This is a genomic window from Dapis brunnea BLCC-M229 (assembly GCF_050015995.1).
In the GTDB taxonomy this organism is placed as follows: Bacteria; Cyanobacteriota; Cyanobacteriia; order Cyanobacteriales; family Microcoleaceae; genus Trichodesmium.
The window spans coordinates 1-17,166 of the sequence record NZ_JBNHEP010000121.1; the positions used below are offsets into that span (position 1 = coordinate 1).

Genomic DNA, 17,166 nt, shown 5'->3' on the forward strand with positions numbered 1-17,166 from the left:
GACTGCTCCGCTTTCCGACCGCTTTTTCCCCTATCCAAGGGGAGGCTTCAAGGCGCGAATTATTTAATAATTAATAATTAATAATTAATTATTCGGTGAAATTGAAAAACTTATGTTTTGCGTTGATACTTAATCTAAAAATCATTACCACTCAGCAACGCCGAAAAATTAACTGTAAAAATTTTGCCGATGGCTTATTCCACATTGCCCCCCATCAGCAAAATACTTTTTCAGCAAGCTCGAATTACTATCTTTAAACTACTGGTTTTTCAAAGTATAAAAATAACTTGCTATTGGTTATCAGTTTTTTTGGAACAAACCAATAGCAAATTTTTGACATTTTATTAATTTTATGGTAACTATCTATTTACTTTTTTTCATCTTTAGTTTCACCAGTTGAACCAACCTCAGAATTATAAATAGCATCCAACTGTTCACGAGCTTCTTGTACATTAACAGAGCGCATCACTAACAAAGGCTCATCAATAAAATTCCCAGATTCATCTAATAGTTCTGGATGTGGAATTCTACGAGACTGAGAATAGGAGTCACGACTGGACAACCCTCGATTTGAGGGCAAAGATTGAGATTCAAGTCCAACAGTTAAGAGACTACGGATTAAATTACGAACAGCCAAAACAGCAATAGTAGTGAAGGCTAGGATATAAAGCAGATGTAACATGGTATTCTCCTCAAGGCTAAATCGCCACTCAGCAAATTTTAAAAAAATTAAACAGTTTTTCTAGTTTTATCACTTTCACTCTGGATAAGTTTTATAAGCAGAAATTATCTTATTTAGATATGTCATCATCATTTCCAGAGCAGGTAGTGTTGTCACTATAAATTAACAATTATCAACTTCAAAACTGTTTCCTACTCAGAAGTTAACTCAACCTGTTTCTTAATTTAGGATATAAACCCAGGTTGAGACTAACTTTGATTGTGATTGTACATTCTATCTAGATTGCTCTTTGCGAAACCGCATTGCAACTTGCCAACATTCAGTTAGTAGCTGATGCCAAGGCAAAAGCACTGTAGTTTCTACCCCAACTTGACCTCCAGTTGCTTGAAAAAGAGCTTGTGCTGTATTCACTTCCTGTTGAGCTTGCTTCACCTTATTAAGTAAGTCGAATTGCTCACTGCTACTAAGAAAAGTAATTTCTTCTCTCTCCAATAACTGGCGGGAACGCTCAAACCAATACTCGAAATCTTCTAACAAGGGTTGCAGTACCGCTTTAAGTAAGTCTGGTTCTGGCAGTTTGGGGTTTAGCATTTTTCTAAATTAGTTTCTTATTCTAGTTTAATCTTAACACTCTTTACAATTTTTAACATTTTGCTTAATAAATGTTTGAAAATAAGCTATTGAGACTTGAAAATAAAAGGAATAAGCATTTCTCAGCTAAAACCAGTTACCTAATACTATTATATTCTCAATAAAACCTTATTCATTTATACATACTTAAGGTACAAAAAATGCTATTGCTCACAATAATTTTTGTGACTTTTGACTAAAATCACAATTGAAGCTTTACAGCATCTAAGCTTACAGGCATAAAAAAACAAATATCCTAATTTCATTTTGTTAGCCTTCAGGAAAATTTCAAAGACCAGGTTAACGAAGTCAAAAGTCAGATAGGGGAGCCGTCGGATTGGCGACGTACAGAATTTGTTTTTGTCACAGGGATTTTCAGCAACCCTCCAAAAACATTTCGCCTTAAAAGACGGCGTATTAGACCTAATTATTTTGATAAAATAACGGGAGCCTGAAACATTTAATAATAGTACTCGAGGAAAAAATACCTTAAAAATCAGATCAAAAGCTTATGCAATAATGCTGTAACATCAAATAGGCCATCCTTTTCATATATCTAGGTTTAAGTTATTTTTCGCCTATTGACCTATTTCCTTTGCCCTTTTTAGGCCACAAAAACATCGAACTCCTGTTAACCCTAAAAAACTGAAACGCAACGTGACCAATTTCTTCCTCTATGTAGAATTGACTGGAAAGTTAAGTTAAAATCGATCCTTCTTTCCTCGCAGATGGGCAAAAGTCTGTACAGGATCTTGACTTTGAACTGCTAATTGTAGAGCAGGTTGCTCCCAGCGCAGAAAAGGATTTGTACGTTTTTCTACACCAATCATGGATGGTACAGTCGCTTCATTACGACTGCGTGCTTCCTTAACTTCAGCAAAACGAGCTTGTAAATCAGGATTTTCCTGATCGACAGTCATAGCAAACTGTAAATTTTTCAAAGTGTATTCATGGGCACACCATATTCGTGTATTTTCAGGTAAATTACGCAACTTACTCAAAGAGTCTACCATTTGGACTGGTGTCCCTTCAAATAAGCGACCACAACCTCCTGCAAACAAAGTATCGCCACAAAATAACTCCCCTATTTCCCCAGCAACTAAAGGAGGAAAATAATAAGCAATATGGCCACTTGTATGACCAGGCACAAATAAAACCTCTCCCACTCGCTCGGCAAAATGGACGCGATCGCCTTCCTGTAAAAATACCTGTTGTCCAGGAATTCTACCTCGGTCCTCAACTCCACCATAAACTGTTAATTTGGGAAACTTTTGGATTAACTGTTGATTAGCACCTACATGGTCGTGGTGATGGTGAGTATTGAAAATAGTCACCAACTCAGCCCCCAATAATTCCAGTTTCTCCAGCACTGGTTTGACTTCGGCGGGGTCAACTACAGCCGCAATATTTTGATTTGGGTCATGTAGTAAGAAGATATAGTTGTCTGAAAGTGCTGGCAGTCGATAAATCTCCATAAAAATTAAATTAATACCTCATCTACAAATATTTTTATTCAGGGATCTTTTCTTTACCCTCTTAACTATTAAATTAACGTAGTTAGCCAATAAAGGTATATAGTATTTTATTCGATACTACTTTTAAAGCTGTATGATGCAATATAAAATGCCAAATCAACAAATTATAAATAGATAGTAGATCATAAATTATGTTATGGAGTGAGCAAAATCAACCAAAGGTGACGATTAATCAAATGGTAAACCGAATTATCACATCAGGTAAACTCAGTCGTCGGGAATACCTACAGCTTACTTCGTCAATTTTATCTGGAAAAAAAATAACTGATGAAGAGCGACATCAAATTAATCAGATATTTGATTTTATTCAAATGGGTAAAATTAATTTGATTGATGATAATTAGTCAAGCTCATAGCAGAGCTAAATTTATTGGAAAATAAAATTAATAGATTTAATTTTGCTCTTAATATATGCAATATATCAAAGCAAAATTAAATTACATAATCATTGTTTAACTAGGGAAAATTATCTGCCAAAATAATTAATTATAATAAATATTAATATTGAACTAGCTGTATAAAACTAAATTGCTACAGAAAAAAAAATATTTAATTTTGGGGTTTAAAAGTTTAAAAAATGAGATAAAAACAGTAATTACTGCGTTTTTTTACGTAAATAAAATATAACAAAAACCAGATATATAAAAGAGAATAAATTAATGATAACAACTCAAGAAAATTCATTAATAATAGTCCCAACTGGTTTATTAAAGGTTACTGCAATAACAGAAAATACCAGAAAATTAAGTCCCACAGAAATTAAACTTTCTCTAGTAATTCCTACATACAAAGAAAGTCAAAATATTCCAACACTGATCCAAAGACTAACTCAACTATTAGATACTCAAATCCCTAACGCCTATGAATTAATTATAGTAGATGATAATAGCCCGGACTTAACCTGGCAGGTAGCTCAGAATATGACACAAAAATACCCCCAACTTCGGGTAATGTGTAGAAAAAAAGAAAGAGGACTTTCTACAGCAGTAGTTCGTGGTTGGCAAGTAGCAAAAGGAGAAATATTAGGAGTTATTGATGCTGACTTACAACATCCCTTAGAAACTCTCTTAAAACTATTAGCAGAAATAGAAAAAGGTGCTGATTTAGCAGTAGCTAGTCGTCATGTTGAAGAAGGAGGTGTCAGTGACTGGAGTATAGTTAGAAGATTTTTGTCCCGTGGTGCTCAACTTTTGGGATTAGTTATTTTGCCAGGGGTGGTAGGGCGACTCTCTGACCCGATGAGTGGCTATTTTATGGTCCATAGATCGGCGATCGCTGGCCAAATCCTAAGTCCAGTGGGCTACAAAATCCTGATTGAAGTTTTATGCCGAGGCAATATTCGGTGGGTGGCAGAAGTAGGCTATGTTTTCCAAGAACGTTTAGGAGGAGAAAGCAAAGTTACCTGGAAACAATATATAGAATATTTACAACACTTGCTAACTTTAAGATTTGCTAAATGGCCGATTGGTAGATTTATCCGATTTGTTATAGTTGGCTTTAGCGGTGTATCTGTAGATATAGGAATATTTTATTTGTTGCGTGAAGCTGTGGGTTTGGGCTTAACTGGCAGTGCCATTTTATCTGCAGAAGCAGGAATTATCAATAATTTTCTGTGGAATGACCTATGGACTTTTGGAGATATCTCCTGTTCGCAATGTGGTTGGCGCAAAAGGGTTAAAAGGTTATTAAAATTTAACTTAATTTGCCTGACTGGTTTGATTTTTAATTTACTAATTGTGAACTTATTATTTAATCTTTTTGGAATTAATGAATATCTGGCTAAGTTAATAGCTATTGCTACTGTTACTTTATGGAACTTCTGGGTAAATATGAAACTTAGTTGGCGAGTGACTCAAATAGATAAGTAGATAATATAGAATAAGAATGGGATAGAGAGAATTTTTTTTGTCAACTCTTTAAATCAAGTGTTGCAGCCTAAGTAAGTGTTCCAGACTTAATTAAAAATACTATAGCAATCCGCGCATTGGTTGTGAAAATTTTTATAATAGTTAATTTTAACTGAAAACCTTTGAAATTATGTATATCGCTAATTCGACGGCTACCCTAGCTTACTACTGACTCCTAACTACCACCAAAATATTACAACTGAAATTAGGATTGCTATATAAACTATATAAATATTTAGTGCTGTAGAGAGTGTTGCTCAACCTTTTTGAGGTCAAATTATTTTTATTATTTTCTGTTGCTACTGGACTGATACAGTTAAAACCGTGCATTATAAAAATGACTTAATATCTGAATAAATTCAGACTTTTCCTAAAAATTTATTGCACCATTTAAGATGTGTGAGTCTACTACCTGTATCCCTGTTCCCTAAAATATAAATTTTATTACCTAACTCACAGTTAAGAATTACTATAAGTAGGTAGGTAAAAAAATTTACAAGTACGTCCGCAGCGACTGAAGCGGAGCGGAAGGAAGCAATCTCAAGGGTTTCAACTGCTTTAACATTTAGTTACATAGTGATGTTTATTCGTGCCTACCTACTTAGTTAGTTAGTACCATTCAGGATACATCAGAAGATTTGAAATATCTAATTTTACTGCGTAACTAGGTTAATATTGAGTAGATTTATGGTTAAATTAAAAAAGTATTAGGCAAATTTGACTGGCGATCGCGAAGCGGAACGGAGTTCTATCGCTTAGTGCGAAACGTAGTTTTATCACGAAGCGGAAAAGATTTCTCTCGCTACTTTAGATGGTTAAAAGTTTTTGGACTAACCTAGAATTTGGAGGCTTGCAGATTTGGTAAAGATTTCCATAATAGCTAGCGACTTATCTAGCAGTGGAGCAGGTAGATGGGGAGGAGCAGTCCGTCCCTTTTTATTATCTCAAGCTCTAAAAAAGATTGGATGTGATGTAGAAATATTAGGTTTTGTTGATGCAAATTCTCCCATAAATATTAGTCAGACTGAACTATCGATTATCCCTATTGTTAGCAATAAATATTATCCGGGATTTTTACTTTCTGCTAAAGAGCTATTAGACAAAATTAGTGGAGATATTATTTATGCTTATAAACTTAAACCAAGTAGTCTTGGTTTAGCTCTAATCAAAAAAATGCAGACCAGTCGCCCAGTATTTTTAGATATTGATGATTGGGAGTTAAGCTGGCATGGAGGGGATAATTGGAAATATAGTCCCAGTATTAAACAATTAGCTAGAGATATTTTGAAGTCAGAAGGAGCTTTACGACAACCAGACGACCCCTTCTATTTAAAATGGATCGAAAGTTTTGTCTCAAAAGCAGACCAGGTGACTCTACACAATCAATTTCTCAAAAAACGTTTTGGTGGTGTATATTTACCAAATGGTAAAGACACAACTTTATTTGACCCAAATAAATACGATCCAGAGGTAAGTAGAACTCGTTATGGATTGAGTGATTATAGAATATTAATGTTTCCAGGAGCGCCCCGACCTTATAAAGGAGTGGAGGATGTTTTAATAGCTTTAGACAAACTCAATCAGCCAGATTTAAGATTGGTAATAGTGGGTGGTAGTCCTTATGATGATTATGACTGTCAATTAAAAGAAAAATGGGGACGTTGGATAATTTCAATGGCAAAATATCCACCTACTGTTATGCCAGAAATTGTAGCTGCTGCTCATATAATAGTAGTTCCTCAAAGAGATACTCCCGAAGCTAAAGCACAATTTCCATTAAAATTAACTGATGGAATGGCAATGGCTAAACCAATAATAGCAACAAAAGTGGGTGATATTCCAGAAATTGTAGGCGATACTAGTTATTTGGTTGAGCCTGGTTCTCCCGAACAAATAGCAGCACAAATTGAATCAATATTTAATGATTTAACAGCAGCAAATAGCCAAGGAATTAAGGCTAGAGAAAGATGTATTAAATACTATAGTATTGATGCTATGACAACGATTTTATCAGACTTAATCAAAGCTTATAAACCGGGTTTTTATTAAATTCCCTACCATGATAATATCTGTTCCTACAAACCAAATTTATTAATTAAAAGTTGTAATAATTTATATAATTTAATCTTAGATACAAGGTAAATATAAATGTCTGGAAAAGAATTTATCTTAAAATTTATTCTGCGTAAGCCTTTCAATTTTCAAATTATTGGAAACATTATCTTAGGATTTGCTAGTGGATTATTTAATGGAGTTAATACAGCTCTAATAGTACCTATACTACTGCAAATTTCTGGTCAAGAAATTGAGCTGAAAGGTTCTCCACCGATAATTAAATTTTTATTATCTCCATTTGATGGAGTTCCAGAAAATTATCGCCTTTTGGTAATGCTTTTAGCAGTTATATTAACTATTGTTCTCAAAAATTTAACGACATATTTAAGGAGTTTGTTGACAGTAGCTTTTAATCGTAGCCTGACAAATACGATTAAATCAGAAATGTTCCAAACATTAATGGATAGCGATTTAGATTTCTTCACTAAAGTCAAAGTAGGAGATTTAACAAAACGTTTAGGCTCGGATACAGCTCAATGTACAGGAACAATTAATGCTTATGTTAATCTAGTAACTCAATTCATAACTCTTTCTTTATTTGTCAGTTTACTAATTTCTATCTCTTGGCAACTTACTTTAATTTCTGCTCTATTGGTAGCTTTAATAGTAGCAATTAATCAGCTATTTATTCGTCGGTCAAAGAAATTTGGATCTGTTTTAAATAGGGAACAAAAAAATTATGCAATTAAGGTGATTGAGACCTTGAGCGGTATTCGGTTAATTAAATCAGTAAGTAGTGAAAAGAGAGAATATAGAGATATAAGAAAATTAATGCTTTCCCTAGAGAATATAGCGTTGAGAGAAAAAATGAATTCAGCGTTAATAGCTCCAGTAAATGAAGTGACAAGCATGATGACGGTCATCGGTATTTTATTATTAGGTAGATATTTATTTGCCGATCAAATTGCTAATGTTTCTGCTGTCTTACTTACCTATCTTTTAGTTCTGTTTCGCTTACTACCTATTGTCTCCCAAATTAATGGCAGTCGTAATCAAATTGCCAAAGGATCTGCTAGTTTTGATATGGCGGTAGATTTATGGAGAAGAGACAATAAACCAATTATGAAACCTGGTTCCATACCTTTTCAAAAGGTGAGGAGAAAAATTCATTTTAAGAAAATTTCCTTCTCTTACCCAGGTAATGATAATTTGGTTCTCAAAAATGTTGATATATCTGTGCCTAGAGGTAAAACATTAGCATTAGTGGGAGGTTCAGGAGCAGGTAAGTCAACATTTGCCGATCTACTACCAAGATTTTATGACCCTACTTCTGGTTCCATTACTATAGATGGTATTGACTTGCGCGAGTTTGATATTACCAGTCTCAGGAGGAAAACTGGTATTGTTAGTCAAACTACTCATTTGTTCAATGACACGGTAAAAAATAATATTATCTATGCTCGTCCTGATGCCACAGAAAATGAAATCATTGAAGCTGTTAAACAAGCTAATGCTTATGATTTTATTATGGAATTACCAAAGCAATGGGAAACTGAGATAGGCGATCGCGGCGTCATGCTTTCGGGAGGTCAAAGACAAAGATTGGCCATTGCTAGGGCACTATTGCAAGATCCAGAAATATTAATCTTAGATGAGGCCACCAGTGCCCTTGATACAGTTTCTGAACGTTTGGTGCAGGAGGCCATCGATAAATTAAGTCGCGATCGCACAGTTTTAGTTATTGCCCACCGTCTCTCAACAATTCAAAATGCCGATCAAATAGCTGTCTTAGACCGTGGAAAGTTAGTCGAATTTGGTACTCATTTAGAACTTTTAGAAAAACCAGATGGTTACTATCACCGTCTCTATTCTATACAGTTTGGCGACCAGTCTGAAGCAGATAAATATATTGACCAACAGATTTTAGCTAAGGCATCTTATGAAGCTCGTGGTTTTCTTAACAAAATTATTGGTTCTTTAACATTACTAGGTGATGAGATAATTGATACACCTGAAGAAAAAATAGAACTTACTGAAGAAGCTTTTCAGTCATCAATTTCTCTTCTAAGAACCCTAGAGATATTTGAAAATCAACTAGGAAAGGAAAAGAAAGCCTAGTAGCGCTATGCTGAATTTATCAAGTAAAAAATCAAAAGCCAAAAGTATTAATTGATAAGGCTTTTATCGTTTTGTAACTTTTGGTTTATTGCCACCTTACTCTACATAGTTATCAAAACTATGTTTTAATATTTTTTCATAATTGATATTTAGGAGTAATTTTTTTGATCGATGAATATACATCCCCAAAATTTTGATAATCTAGGACTAGACCTTAATCCCCCATTTTTCTAATATCCACTCCTGCAAAATAGGGTTTACTAACTCTGGTGCTTCATCTTGAGGACAATGACCAACTCCAGGCAAAGGAATAAATTTTTCTACAGTTTTAAACTTGGCAAATTCCTTTCCCAATTCAATATTTTCCCAGGGGTCTTTCTCTCCCCATAAAATTATGGCTGGACAGGGTAATATAGGTAATAAATCTTCCGGTAAAGGTCCTTGAGAATAACCAGTAAAAGCTACAAAAACGTCAACTGCTCCTTCATCTTTTGCAGGTTTCAATAATAGATCGATTAATTCATCTGTTACTGCTCCAGAACGTTCATATGCTTCCAACAATACTCGCTTAACAGTTTTCTTAGTTGCTAACTGGTTAAAAAATAATTGACTTATCCACTTGACTTTTAACAACTTTTGTACTATCAGCGACCCCTGACTACGATACCAAGGAAGGGTAGACCGTTTCCGTTCGTGCAGAAGTCTCAGAGAACAATTGATAATTCCTATGCCTAGAATAAGATTGGGATTATCAACTGCTGTCTGCATTGCCACAATGCAACCTATAGAATTTCCGACAAGAAAAGCAGGAGCGCCAACTATTTCTCTACAAAAATCCCTAATTTGTTGACTCCAGGTTTCAAATGTGTAGGTGACATCTTGACTTGGGGTAGGTTTAGCTGAACCGCCAAAACCTAGTAAGTCAATAGCATAACAGCGACAACTGGCAGCTAGTACAGGAATATTTTTGCGCCAGTGTCCCCAAGAAGCTCCAAAACCATGTATTAATATTACAGGAGGCCCCTGTTCTCCTTGGCTTTGGTAGCATATCGGCCATCCTCGCCATGTCCAAGTTTTTGTGGTAATCATTTCTTTTTTAGGGAGTAGGGAGTAGGGAGTAGGGAGTAGCGGGAATTATCATAAGTTACTTATTCAGATAAGGGAAGTAGAATTTATTATTGATAATAATCGGGTTAATTTTATCAGTTTTTAGCCAGTTTTAGCCCGCTCCTAGAAAATTAATATAGTCAAAAAAATTTTATACCAATCATATTTGAGTTGTAAGATTTTAGTGCTAATTAGGAGCCAGGAGTCAGGAGTCAGAAGATAAAAGGATTTTGGTTCATATTAAATGTTCTTAAATTCTCTCAAAATCATTCCTGATTGCTGTAGCAATTTATCCTACATAACTTCTACAATTTATTGGTTGAGAAATTCACCCAGATTACACTACTGCTAAAGTAGTAATTTGACCAATTCCTTTGTTTTTTAGGGAGGAGGGAGTAGGGAGAAACAGGAATTATCATAAGTTACTTATTGAGATAAAGCAAGTAGAATTTATTATTGATAATAATCGGATAAATTTTATCAGTTTTTAGCCAGTTTTAGCCCGCTCCTAAAAAATTAATATATAGCAATCCTATTTTATTTGTGTATAAAAATCTTACCGCTTTTAGGGAACAGCTCATATGGCAACAGCTCATATGGCTGGAGTTTCAGTTTTTTTATCTACTTTTTTATTACCCGCAACCTATGCGCGGATTGCTATAGTCAAAAAAATGTTAGCAATTTACCCTAGATCACTTCTAACATTGATTGGTTGAGAAATTGACCCAGATTATACTACTGCTAAAGTAGTAATTTGACCAATTCCTTTTTTTTACAGAATAGGGAGAAATGGAAATTGTAAATAAGTTACTTATTAGGATAAGACAAGAGCATTTAATATTTCAAATAATCAGATAAGTTTTCTCAATTTTTAGTTCATCCTAGAAATTTAATATAGTCAAAAAAATGTCAGCAATTTACCCTACATCACTTCTACAATTTATTGGTTCAGAAATTGAGCCAGATTACACTACTGCTAAAGTAGTAATTGTACCAATTCCTTATGAAGCAACTACTACTTATAGAAGAGGTTGTGTTAATGGTCCGGCAGTATTATTAGATGCGTCTCAACAGTTAGAATGTTATGACGAAGAATTAGATAGGGAAACAGGTTTGGAAGTTGGTATATATACTCACGAAGCTATAGCAGATACTCGAAATGGAAAACAAGTTTCCCCATTAGATATGCTAAAATTTACTCAAGAAACACTAGAAAAATTAGTGAGTGATGGAAAATTTGTGATTGCTATAGGTGGAGAACATAGCATTACAAATGGGATAGTTAAAGCTTATAAAAAGTTATATTTTGATGAACCTTTTACTGTGATTCAAATAGATGCTCATGGGGATTTGCGATATGAATATGAAGGTTCAATATATAACCATGCCTGTGTAATGCGACGGATATTTGAGATGGGGTTACCAACAGTACAAATAGGTATTCGGGCAATTTGTAAAGAAGAAGCAGATTTAATCAAGGAGAAAAATTTAACTGTTTTTAGAGCAAGAGAAATAGCCATTCAGCCAGATTGGATGGAAAGAGCAATAGCTAGTATTCAGACTAAACGTGTGTTTTTAACAATAGATTTAGATGGAATTGACCCAACATTAATTCCCGGAGTTGGTACACCAGAACCAGGAGGATTAAATTGGTATTCTTTAACTACATTTTTGCGAAGAATATTTGAATTACATGAAGTAGTAGGTTGTGACATTATGGAGTTGGCTCCAATTACTGATTCGGTAGTATCTGAGTTTACAGCAGCGAAATTAGTCTATAAACTTATTGGTTATCAAGCATTAGCTCAAGGCTGGTAGAAAGATGTTCAATAATTAATAATTAACAATTAATAATTAATAATTACCTCTTCTGTAATAAAAGGATTAGTTCAAAGGAAATTTTTTTCTTCTCTTGGTCGATTGGATATGGCATTTAGCTAACCCACAACTTTTTATCCTATTAGGAGAGGCTTTAAACTTTAATTTTTCGGTAAACGTTTAGCTATTAGCGATTAGCACCTTAGCGATAAAAATGAAGGACAAATAGATATAGTGGGGTTATTTCAGTTATTAGTTAGTCTCCTAGGTCGGAGCTTTGCTTTTCATATCGTGTAGCGAAACAGTTATTAGTATCTCTGGCTGAAGCCTTATCCTTGAAATACTGAATCGAATATTTTTTTCATCCCTTATACAAGGGGAGACTTATTAGCCTTATTTTTTGGTCAACTACGCCCTTTAGCTAATATTTTTAATTATCATTGATTCAGACTTTATACCAATTTAATAAATGTTTGTTATAAATGGTAGAGACGTTCCATGCAACGGGAGTAGGTCAGACGGAAGTTGGAAGACCAAAGTTGGAATAAATATTGAAGAAAAAAAGGTAAAAATGATATAAATATCCGTATTAAAGGAATTGGAGAAGCTATTTTTAAGTAAATCCGATTGAGATGAACTTTTTGTATATTTTTTTTAACTGGTATTATCTGGCTATCAGCTAATGAGCGATAAATGATGGCTTAATGCTTACGAAAGATGAGATATTATAGAAAAATATTTTGTTTTAAGTAAGGGAAATTTTTGATAGGGAATAAATATATGAGTTTAACTGAAATGAATGGTACTACAATTGATAATTATGCTCCAGATTTTGAATTGCCAGGAATAGATGATGAGGTTCATCATTTAGCTAGATATTTAGAAAATTTTCAAGTAGTTTGTGTGATTTTTTTGAGCAATCAATGCCCAGAAGTAAATTCATCCATTGAACGAATTAAACAACTACAAAAAGATTTTCAAGACCAAGAAGTAATCATAATTGGAATGAATTCTAATGATGCGATAATTTCTCCAGCAGATAGCTTTGAAAAAATGAAAGAATTTGCAACTAATAATGAACTTAATTTTCCCTATATTCGGGATGTGACGCAAGATGTAGCAATCAGCTTTGGGGCTGAGAAAACACCCCAGGCTTTTTTATTGGATCGAGAAGGTAAGTTACGATATCGTGGTCTAATAGATGATAATGTTACTCAGCCAGAAGCAGTAAAAGTTGCTTATTTACGTCAGGCGATCGCCCAAATTATCGAAGGTAAAATAGTAATTCCATCTACTACAGAAGCTATTGGTTGCTCAATTATATGGCGTTAGAAATTATGATTCAAAAGTTATATGGTTGGATTCAATAAACAAAATAAAGCGTCGATCACTTTTTCTCAAGTACAGTTGTTTTTCTTCTTTTATGTTATTTGTTAAAGTATTCCCTAAAACCTATAATTTTATCCCAAAAAATGAGGTCCAAAGCCTCAAATTTTAAACTGAACTTATTCAAAACTAATGCAGTTTTTGGACTGAGACAATAAAATGCTTCACTGCTGTTAAATCTGAAAAATACTATTGCCTCTAGCCTTTCCTCACCAAAAACTATTTCAGCAGACCCTAAATACTTCTATCCAATTACTGATAAAACCCTTTGACAAAGACTGACCTGACTAAACTCATAAACAACTGAATAAATACCAATCGATAACTTTTTATCATCTAATTCTAAAGAATAAAATAGTGGAAAAAAGTAGCTCAACTGGTATCGTATTGTGGAAGCAACTTTAGTTGAAAAAATACTCACAGCATGGGGACAGTTTATCAACGGGTTTTGCTCAAGTTGAGCGGTGAAGCCTTGATGGGAAGTTTGGGCTATGGCATTGACCCAGCAGTAGTCCAAGGAATTGCTCAGGAAGTGGCCGAAGTAGTGGCCACAGGAATCCAAATGGCAATTGTAGTTGGAGGCGGTAATATTTTTAGAGGTGTGAAAGCAGCCTCTAAGGGAATGGATAGGGCAACAGCAGATTATGTTGGTATGATTGCCACTGTAATGAATGCTATTACCTTACAGGATGCCCTGGAACAAGCAGGAGTACCAACAAGAGTCCAAACAGCGATCGCTATGCAGGAACTAGCTGAACCTTACATTCGTCGCCGAGCTATTCGCCATTTAGAAAAATGTCGAGTGGTGGTTTTTGGTGCGGGTTCTGGTAATCCATTTTTTACTACTGACACTACTGCTGCTCTCAGAGCGGCAGAAATTGATGCAGAGGTGATTTTTAAGGCCACTAAAGTTGATGGGGTCTATGATTCTGACCCACATAAGAATCCAGAGGCCAAACTATACGAGTCCCTGAATTACACGGAAGTATTAACTCAAGACTTACGGGTAATGGATAGTACGGCGATCGCTCTTTGCAAAGAAAATAATATCCCGATTATTGTATTTAACCTTTCAGTTTCGGGTAATATCCGTAAAGCTGTTATGGGAGAAAAAATTGGAACTATTGTAGGAGGTTTTAATGAATCTAGAAGAAGCTGAGGATAAGATGAAAAAAGCAATTGAAGCGACTCAAAGTTCCTTCAATACTATTAGAACAGGAAGAGCTAATGCTTCTCTTTTAGACAGAGTAATAGTGGAGTATTATGGAACTCCAACTCCACTCAAATCTATGGCAAATATTGGTGTGCCAGATGCTAGTACAATTACTATTCAACCTTTTGATAAAAGTAGTCTCAACTTGATTGAAAAAGCTATTAATATGTCAGACGTTGGTTTAACTCCCAACAATGACGGATCTATTGTTAGGTTAAATATTCCTCCACTAACAACTGAACGTCGTCAGGAAATGGTTAAGTTAGCAGCAAAACTTGCTGAAGAGGGGAAAGTTTCTGTCCGGAATATTCGTCGTGATGCCGTAGATTCAGTTCGTAAACAGGAAAAAAAGAGCGATCTTTCTAAAGATGAATCACGAGATTTGCAAGACAAAATTCAAAAGAAGACAGATAAATACATCGCCAAAATAGATGAGTTACTAGCTGCTAAAGAGAAGGATATTACCACAGTTTAAAAAAATCTTGAAGATAACATATAAACAAAAGTCAAAAGTAAAAAATTAAAAGTTCAAACACCTCTATATCGACAAGCTATTCAAAATCGAGTATCTTAGAGAATAATAGGTAAGGTGGGAACTCTGTGACTTTTGCAGGGGGGAAGTTTTATAGATGGTTTAACCAAGTCAATAACTTATCTATAGAAACTGCCCCTACTCAATAGGTATTTTCCCATCCTCACAAATCATAAAAAATCTCAGTATTAGAATTAGAAGAAATGTTTGATTGTATAATCGTAGGAGCAGGTCCAGCAGGAGGTACAGCAGCTTATCATTTGGCTAAGAAAGGACGTTCTGTTTTAGTCATAGAAAAAGAATCTTTGCCCAGAGTTAAAGCTTGTGGTGGTGGGGTCTCTCCAGCGATCGCTCAATGGTTTGACTTTGATTTAACTCCAGCAATTTCTCTCAAGGTCAAAAAAATTCGTTATACATGGAAATTAGAAGACCCTGTAGAAGCAGATTTGCCTGTTCCTATGTGGATGGTAAAACGAGATGTTTTTGATAATTTTCTCATCCAAAAAGCTACAGAACAAGGTGCAGAATTAAGAGATAAAACAGAAGTTACAGGTATTGAATTTAAAAGCGATTCTTGGGAAGTTAAAACAACAACCGAAACTTTTACTGGTCGTTATTTAATTGCTGCTGATGGAGCTAAAGGACCAATGGCTAAATGGTTGGGTTTTAAAGAATCTAAAAAACGGCAAAGTATAGTTTTTGAAGCACCATTAAATGAGTCAAATCAAAAAGCTACTTTTGAATTTGGTACAGTTAAAAATGGTAATATTTGGGGTTTTCCTAAAGCTGATTCCTATTCAATTAGTATTGCTACTTTTAGAGGCGGGGAAGCCAAAAATCTCTCTAAAGATTTGATGGAATATGCTCAACAAATTGGTGCAAATATAAGTCAAGATAAATTATTAGAACATTACATTTCTCTATGGGATGGAGATAAAAATCTTCACACTCAAAATGCTGTCTTAGCAGGAGAAGCAGCAAGTTTATCAGACCCCTTATCAGCAGAAGGAATTCGCCCATCAATTTTTAGTGGTGTAAAAGCTGCTGAAGCGATCGATCGAGCATTGGGAGGCGATGGAGATGCTCTGAAAAAATATACTCAGATAGTTAATGAAGAATGGGGTGCGGATATGGTTTGGGCGGGTCGTTTAGCAGGAGCATTTTATCGGTTTCCGAAAGTAGCTTATAAAGTAGGGGTTAAGTTACCGGCAGCTACTACAGTGATGAGTAAAATTTTGTGTGGAGAATTGCGTTATGCGGATATTGCTAATACTGCTATTAAGAAACTGAGTAGTAGTTTTTTGCCAGGAAGAGGTTAAGTAGAAGTCAGAAGTTAGAAGTTCAATAGTAGACTGTTTCATCTTAAATGTTGCAATAGATGTAGGTTGGGTTGAGGGACGTTTGCGGAGAATTTCCAACGGAAAAACCCAACAACAATCAGTCGTAACGCACCATTTTAGTTGTTTCGGTCTAGTAGTGGACTGACAACTTTATGCAAAATATGTCGTGGACTGCTCTGGGAGAGTCCAGTAGTAGACTGACGCATCTAAAAATGGTGCAATAAGTGTAGTGGACTGACACAGCTAAAACTGTGGAGAGCGTTTTTTTCTAATGCAACATTTAAGGTGTGTCGGTCTAGTCGAAAATTTTTACTATCCATCCCCTCGGACTGAGTGCTTCAGGAAATGAATTAACTCTGGCGTATAGAGCAATAGTCGGAAAATTTTACTATCCATCTCCTCGGGCTGAGTGCTTCAGAAAATGAATTTATTGTTCTATACGCAATAGAAGAAAAATTTTTACTATCCATCCCCTCGGACGGAGTGCTTAACAAAATGAATTAACTCTGGCGTATAAAGCAATAGTCGGAAAATTTTACTATCCATCCCCTCGGACGGGTACTTCAGAAAATGAATTTATTATTGCTCTATACGCAATAGTAGAAAAATTTTCACTATCCATCCCCTCGGACGGGTGCTTCAGAAAATGAATTTATTATTGCTCTATACGCAATAGTCGGAAAATTTCACTATCCATCTCCTCTGGCGGGGGATGCTTCAGGAAATGAATTTATCATTGCTCTATACGCAATAGTAGAAAAATTTTCACTATCCATCTCCTCTGGCTAGGTGCTTCAGAAAATGTATTAACTCTGGCGTATATAGCAATAGTCGGAAAATTTC

The 17,166-nt window shown here is 35.0% G+C and carries 13 protein-coding genes; 9 read left to right on the forward strand and 4 right to left on the reverse strand.

The genetic code is table 11. The features are described 5' to 3' along the window. Window positions 1-367: 367 nt before the first annotated feature. The 3 genes from ACP6PM_RS14500 to gloB form a co-directional block, all read right to left on the reverse strand. Window positions 368-682 (reverse strand): DUF2973 domain-containing protein, encoded by a 315-nt coding sequence (locus tag ACP6PM_RS14500; RefSeq protein WP_293103794.1) that lies wholly within the window; start codon window positions 680-682, stop codon window positions 368-370. Window positions 683-955: 273 nt separating this feature from the next. After that, window positions 956-1,273, reverse strand: coding sequence for a DUF2605 domain-containing protein (locus ACP6PM_RS14505; RefSeq protein ID WP_426585742.1), 318 nt, complete (start codon window positions 1,271-1,273; stop codon window positions 956-958). Window positions 1,274-2,013: 740 nt separating this feature from the next. Then, window positions 2,014-2,787: a hydroxyacylglutathione hydrolase gene (gene gloB / locus ACP6PM_RS14510; RefSeq protein ID WP_426585744.1), complete on the reverse strand. Its 774-nt coding sequence runs from the start codon at window positions 2,785-2,787 to the stop codon at window positions 2,014-2,016. Between the two features lie 191 nt (window positions 2,788-2,978). On the opposite strand from gloB, the gene ACP6PM_RS14515 reads away from it, so the two are divergent. From ACP6PM_RS14515 to ACP6PM_RS14530, 4 genes are all read left to right on the forward strand, one after another. Next, complete coding sequence (locus tag ACP6PM_RS14515) at window positions 2,979-3,191, forward strand: hypothetical protein (protein WP_426585746.1); 213 nt, start codon at window positions 2,979-2,981, stop codon at window positions 3,189-3,191. A gap of 315 nt (window positions 3,192-3,506) precedes the next feature. Next, a complete protein-coding gene (locus ACP6PM_RS14520; RefSeq protein ID WP_426585748.1) occupies window positions 3,507-4,715 on the forward strand; it encodes a glycosyltransferase in 1,209 nt (402 codons plus the stop codon). Between the two features lie 897 nt (window positions 4,716-5,612). Further along, a complete protein-coding gene (locus ACP6PM_RS14525; RefSeq protein WP_426585750.1) occupies window positions 5,613-6,803 on the forward strand; it encodes a glycosyltransferase family 4 protein in 1,191 nt (396 codons plus the stop codon). 99 nt (window positions 6,804-6,902) lie between these two features. Then, window positions 6,903-8,927: an ABC transporter ATP-binding protein gene (locus ACP6PM_RS14530; RefSeq protein ID WP_426585751.1), complete on the forward strand. Its 2,025-nt coding sequence runs from the start codon at window positions 6,903-6,905 to the stop codon at window positions 8,925-8,927. A 207-nt stretch (window positions 8,928-9,134) separates the two neighbouring features. On the opposite strand, the gene ACP6PM_RS14535 is transcribed toward ACP6PM_RS14530, so the two are convergent. After that, complete coding sequence (locus ACP6PM_RS14535; protein ID WP_426585753.1) at window positions 9,135-10,016, reverse strand: alpha/beta fold hydrolase; 882 nt, start codon at window positions 10,014-10,016, stop codon at window positions 9,135-9,137. A 924-nt stretch (window positions 10,017-10,940) separates the two neighbouring features. Here ACP6PM_RS14535 and speB point away from each other — a divergent pair. From speB to ACP6PM_RS14560, 5 genes are all read left to right on the forward strand, one after another. Then, on the forward strand, window positions 10,941-11,852 hold the full coding sequence (gene speB, locus ACP6PM_RS14540; RefSeq protein WP_426585755.1) for an agmatinase: 912 nt from the start codon (window positions 10,941-10,943) through the stop codon (window positions 11,850-11,852). A gap of 795 nt (window positions 11,853-12,647) precedes the next feature. Continuing rightward, a complete protein-coding gene (locus ACP6PM_RS14545; RefSeq protein ID WP_426585761.1) occupies window positions 12,648-13,184 on the forward strand; it encodes a thioredoxin family protein in 537 nt (178 codons plus the stop codon). A 478-nt stretch (window positions 13,185-13,662) separates the two neighbouring features. Continuing rightward, window positions 13,663-14,397, forward strand: coding sequence for a UMP kinase (pyrH, locus tag ACP6PM_RS14550; protein WP_293108906.1), 735 nt, complete (start codon window positions 13,663-13,665; stop codon window positions 14,395-14,397). Then, on the forward strand, window positions 14,378-14,926 hold the full coding sequence (gene frr, locus ACP6PM_RS14555; RefSeq protein WP_426585757.1) for a ribosome recycling factor: 549 nt from the start codon (window positions 14,378-14,380) through the stop codon (window positions 14,924-14,926). The genes pyrH and frr overlap by 20 nt, the downstream gene beginning before the upstream one ends. Window positions 14,927-15,186: 260 nt before the next feature. Next, window positions 15,187-16,302, forward strand: coding sequence for a geranylgeranyl reductase family protein (locus ACP6PM_RS14560; protein WP_426585759.1), 1,116 nt, complete (start codon window positions 15,187-15,189; stop codon window positions 16,300-16,302). The last annotated feature ends 864 nt before the right edge of the window (window positions 16,303-17,166 follow it).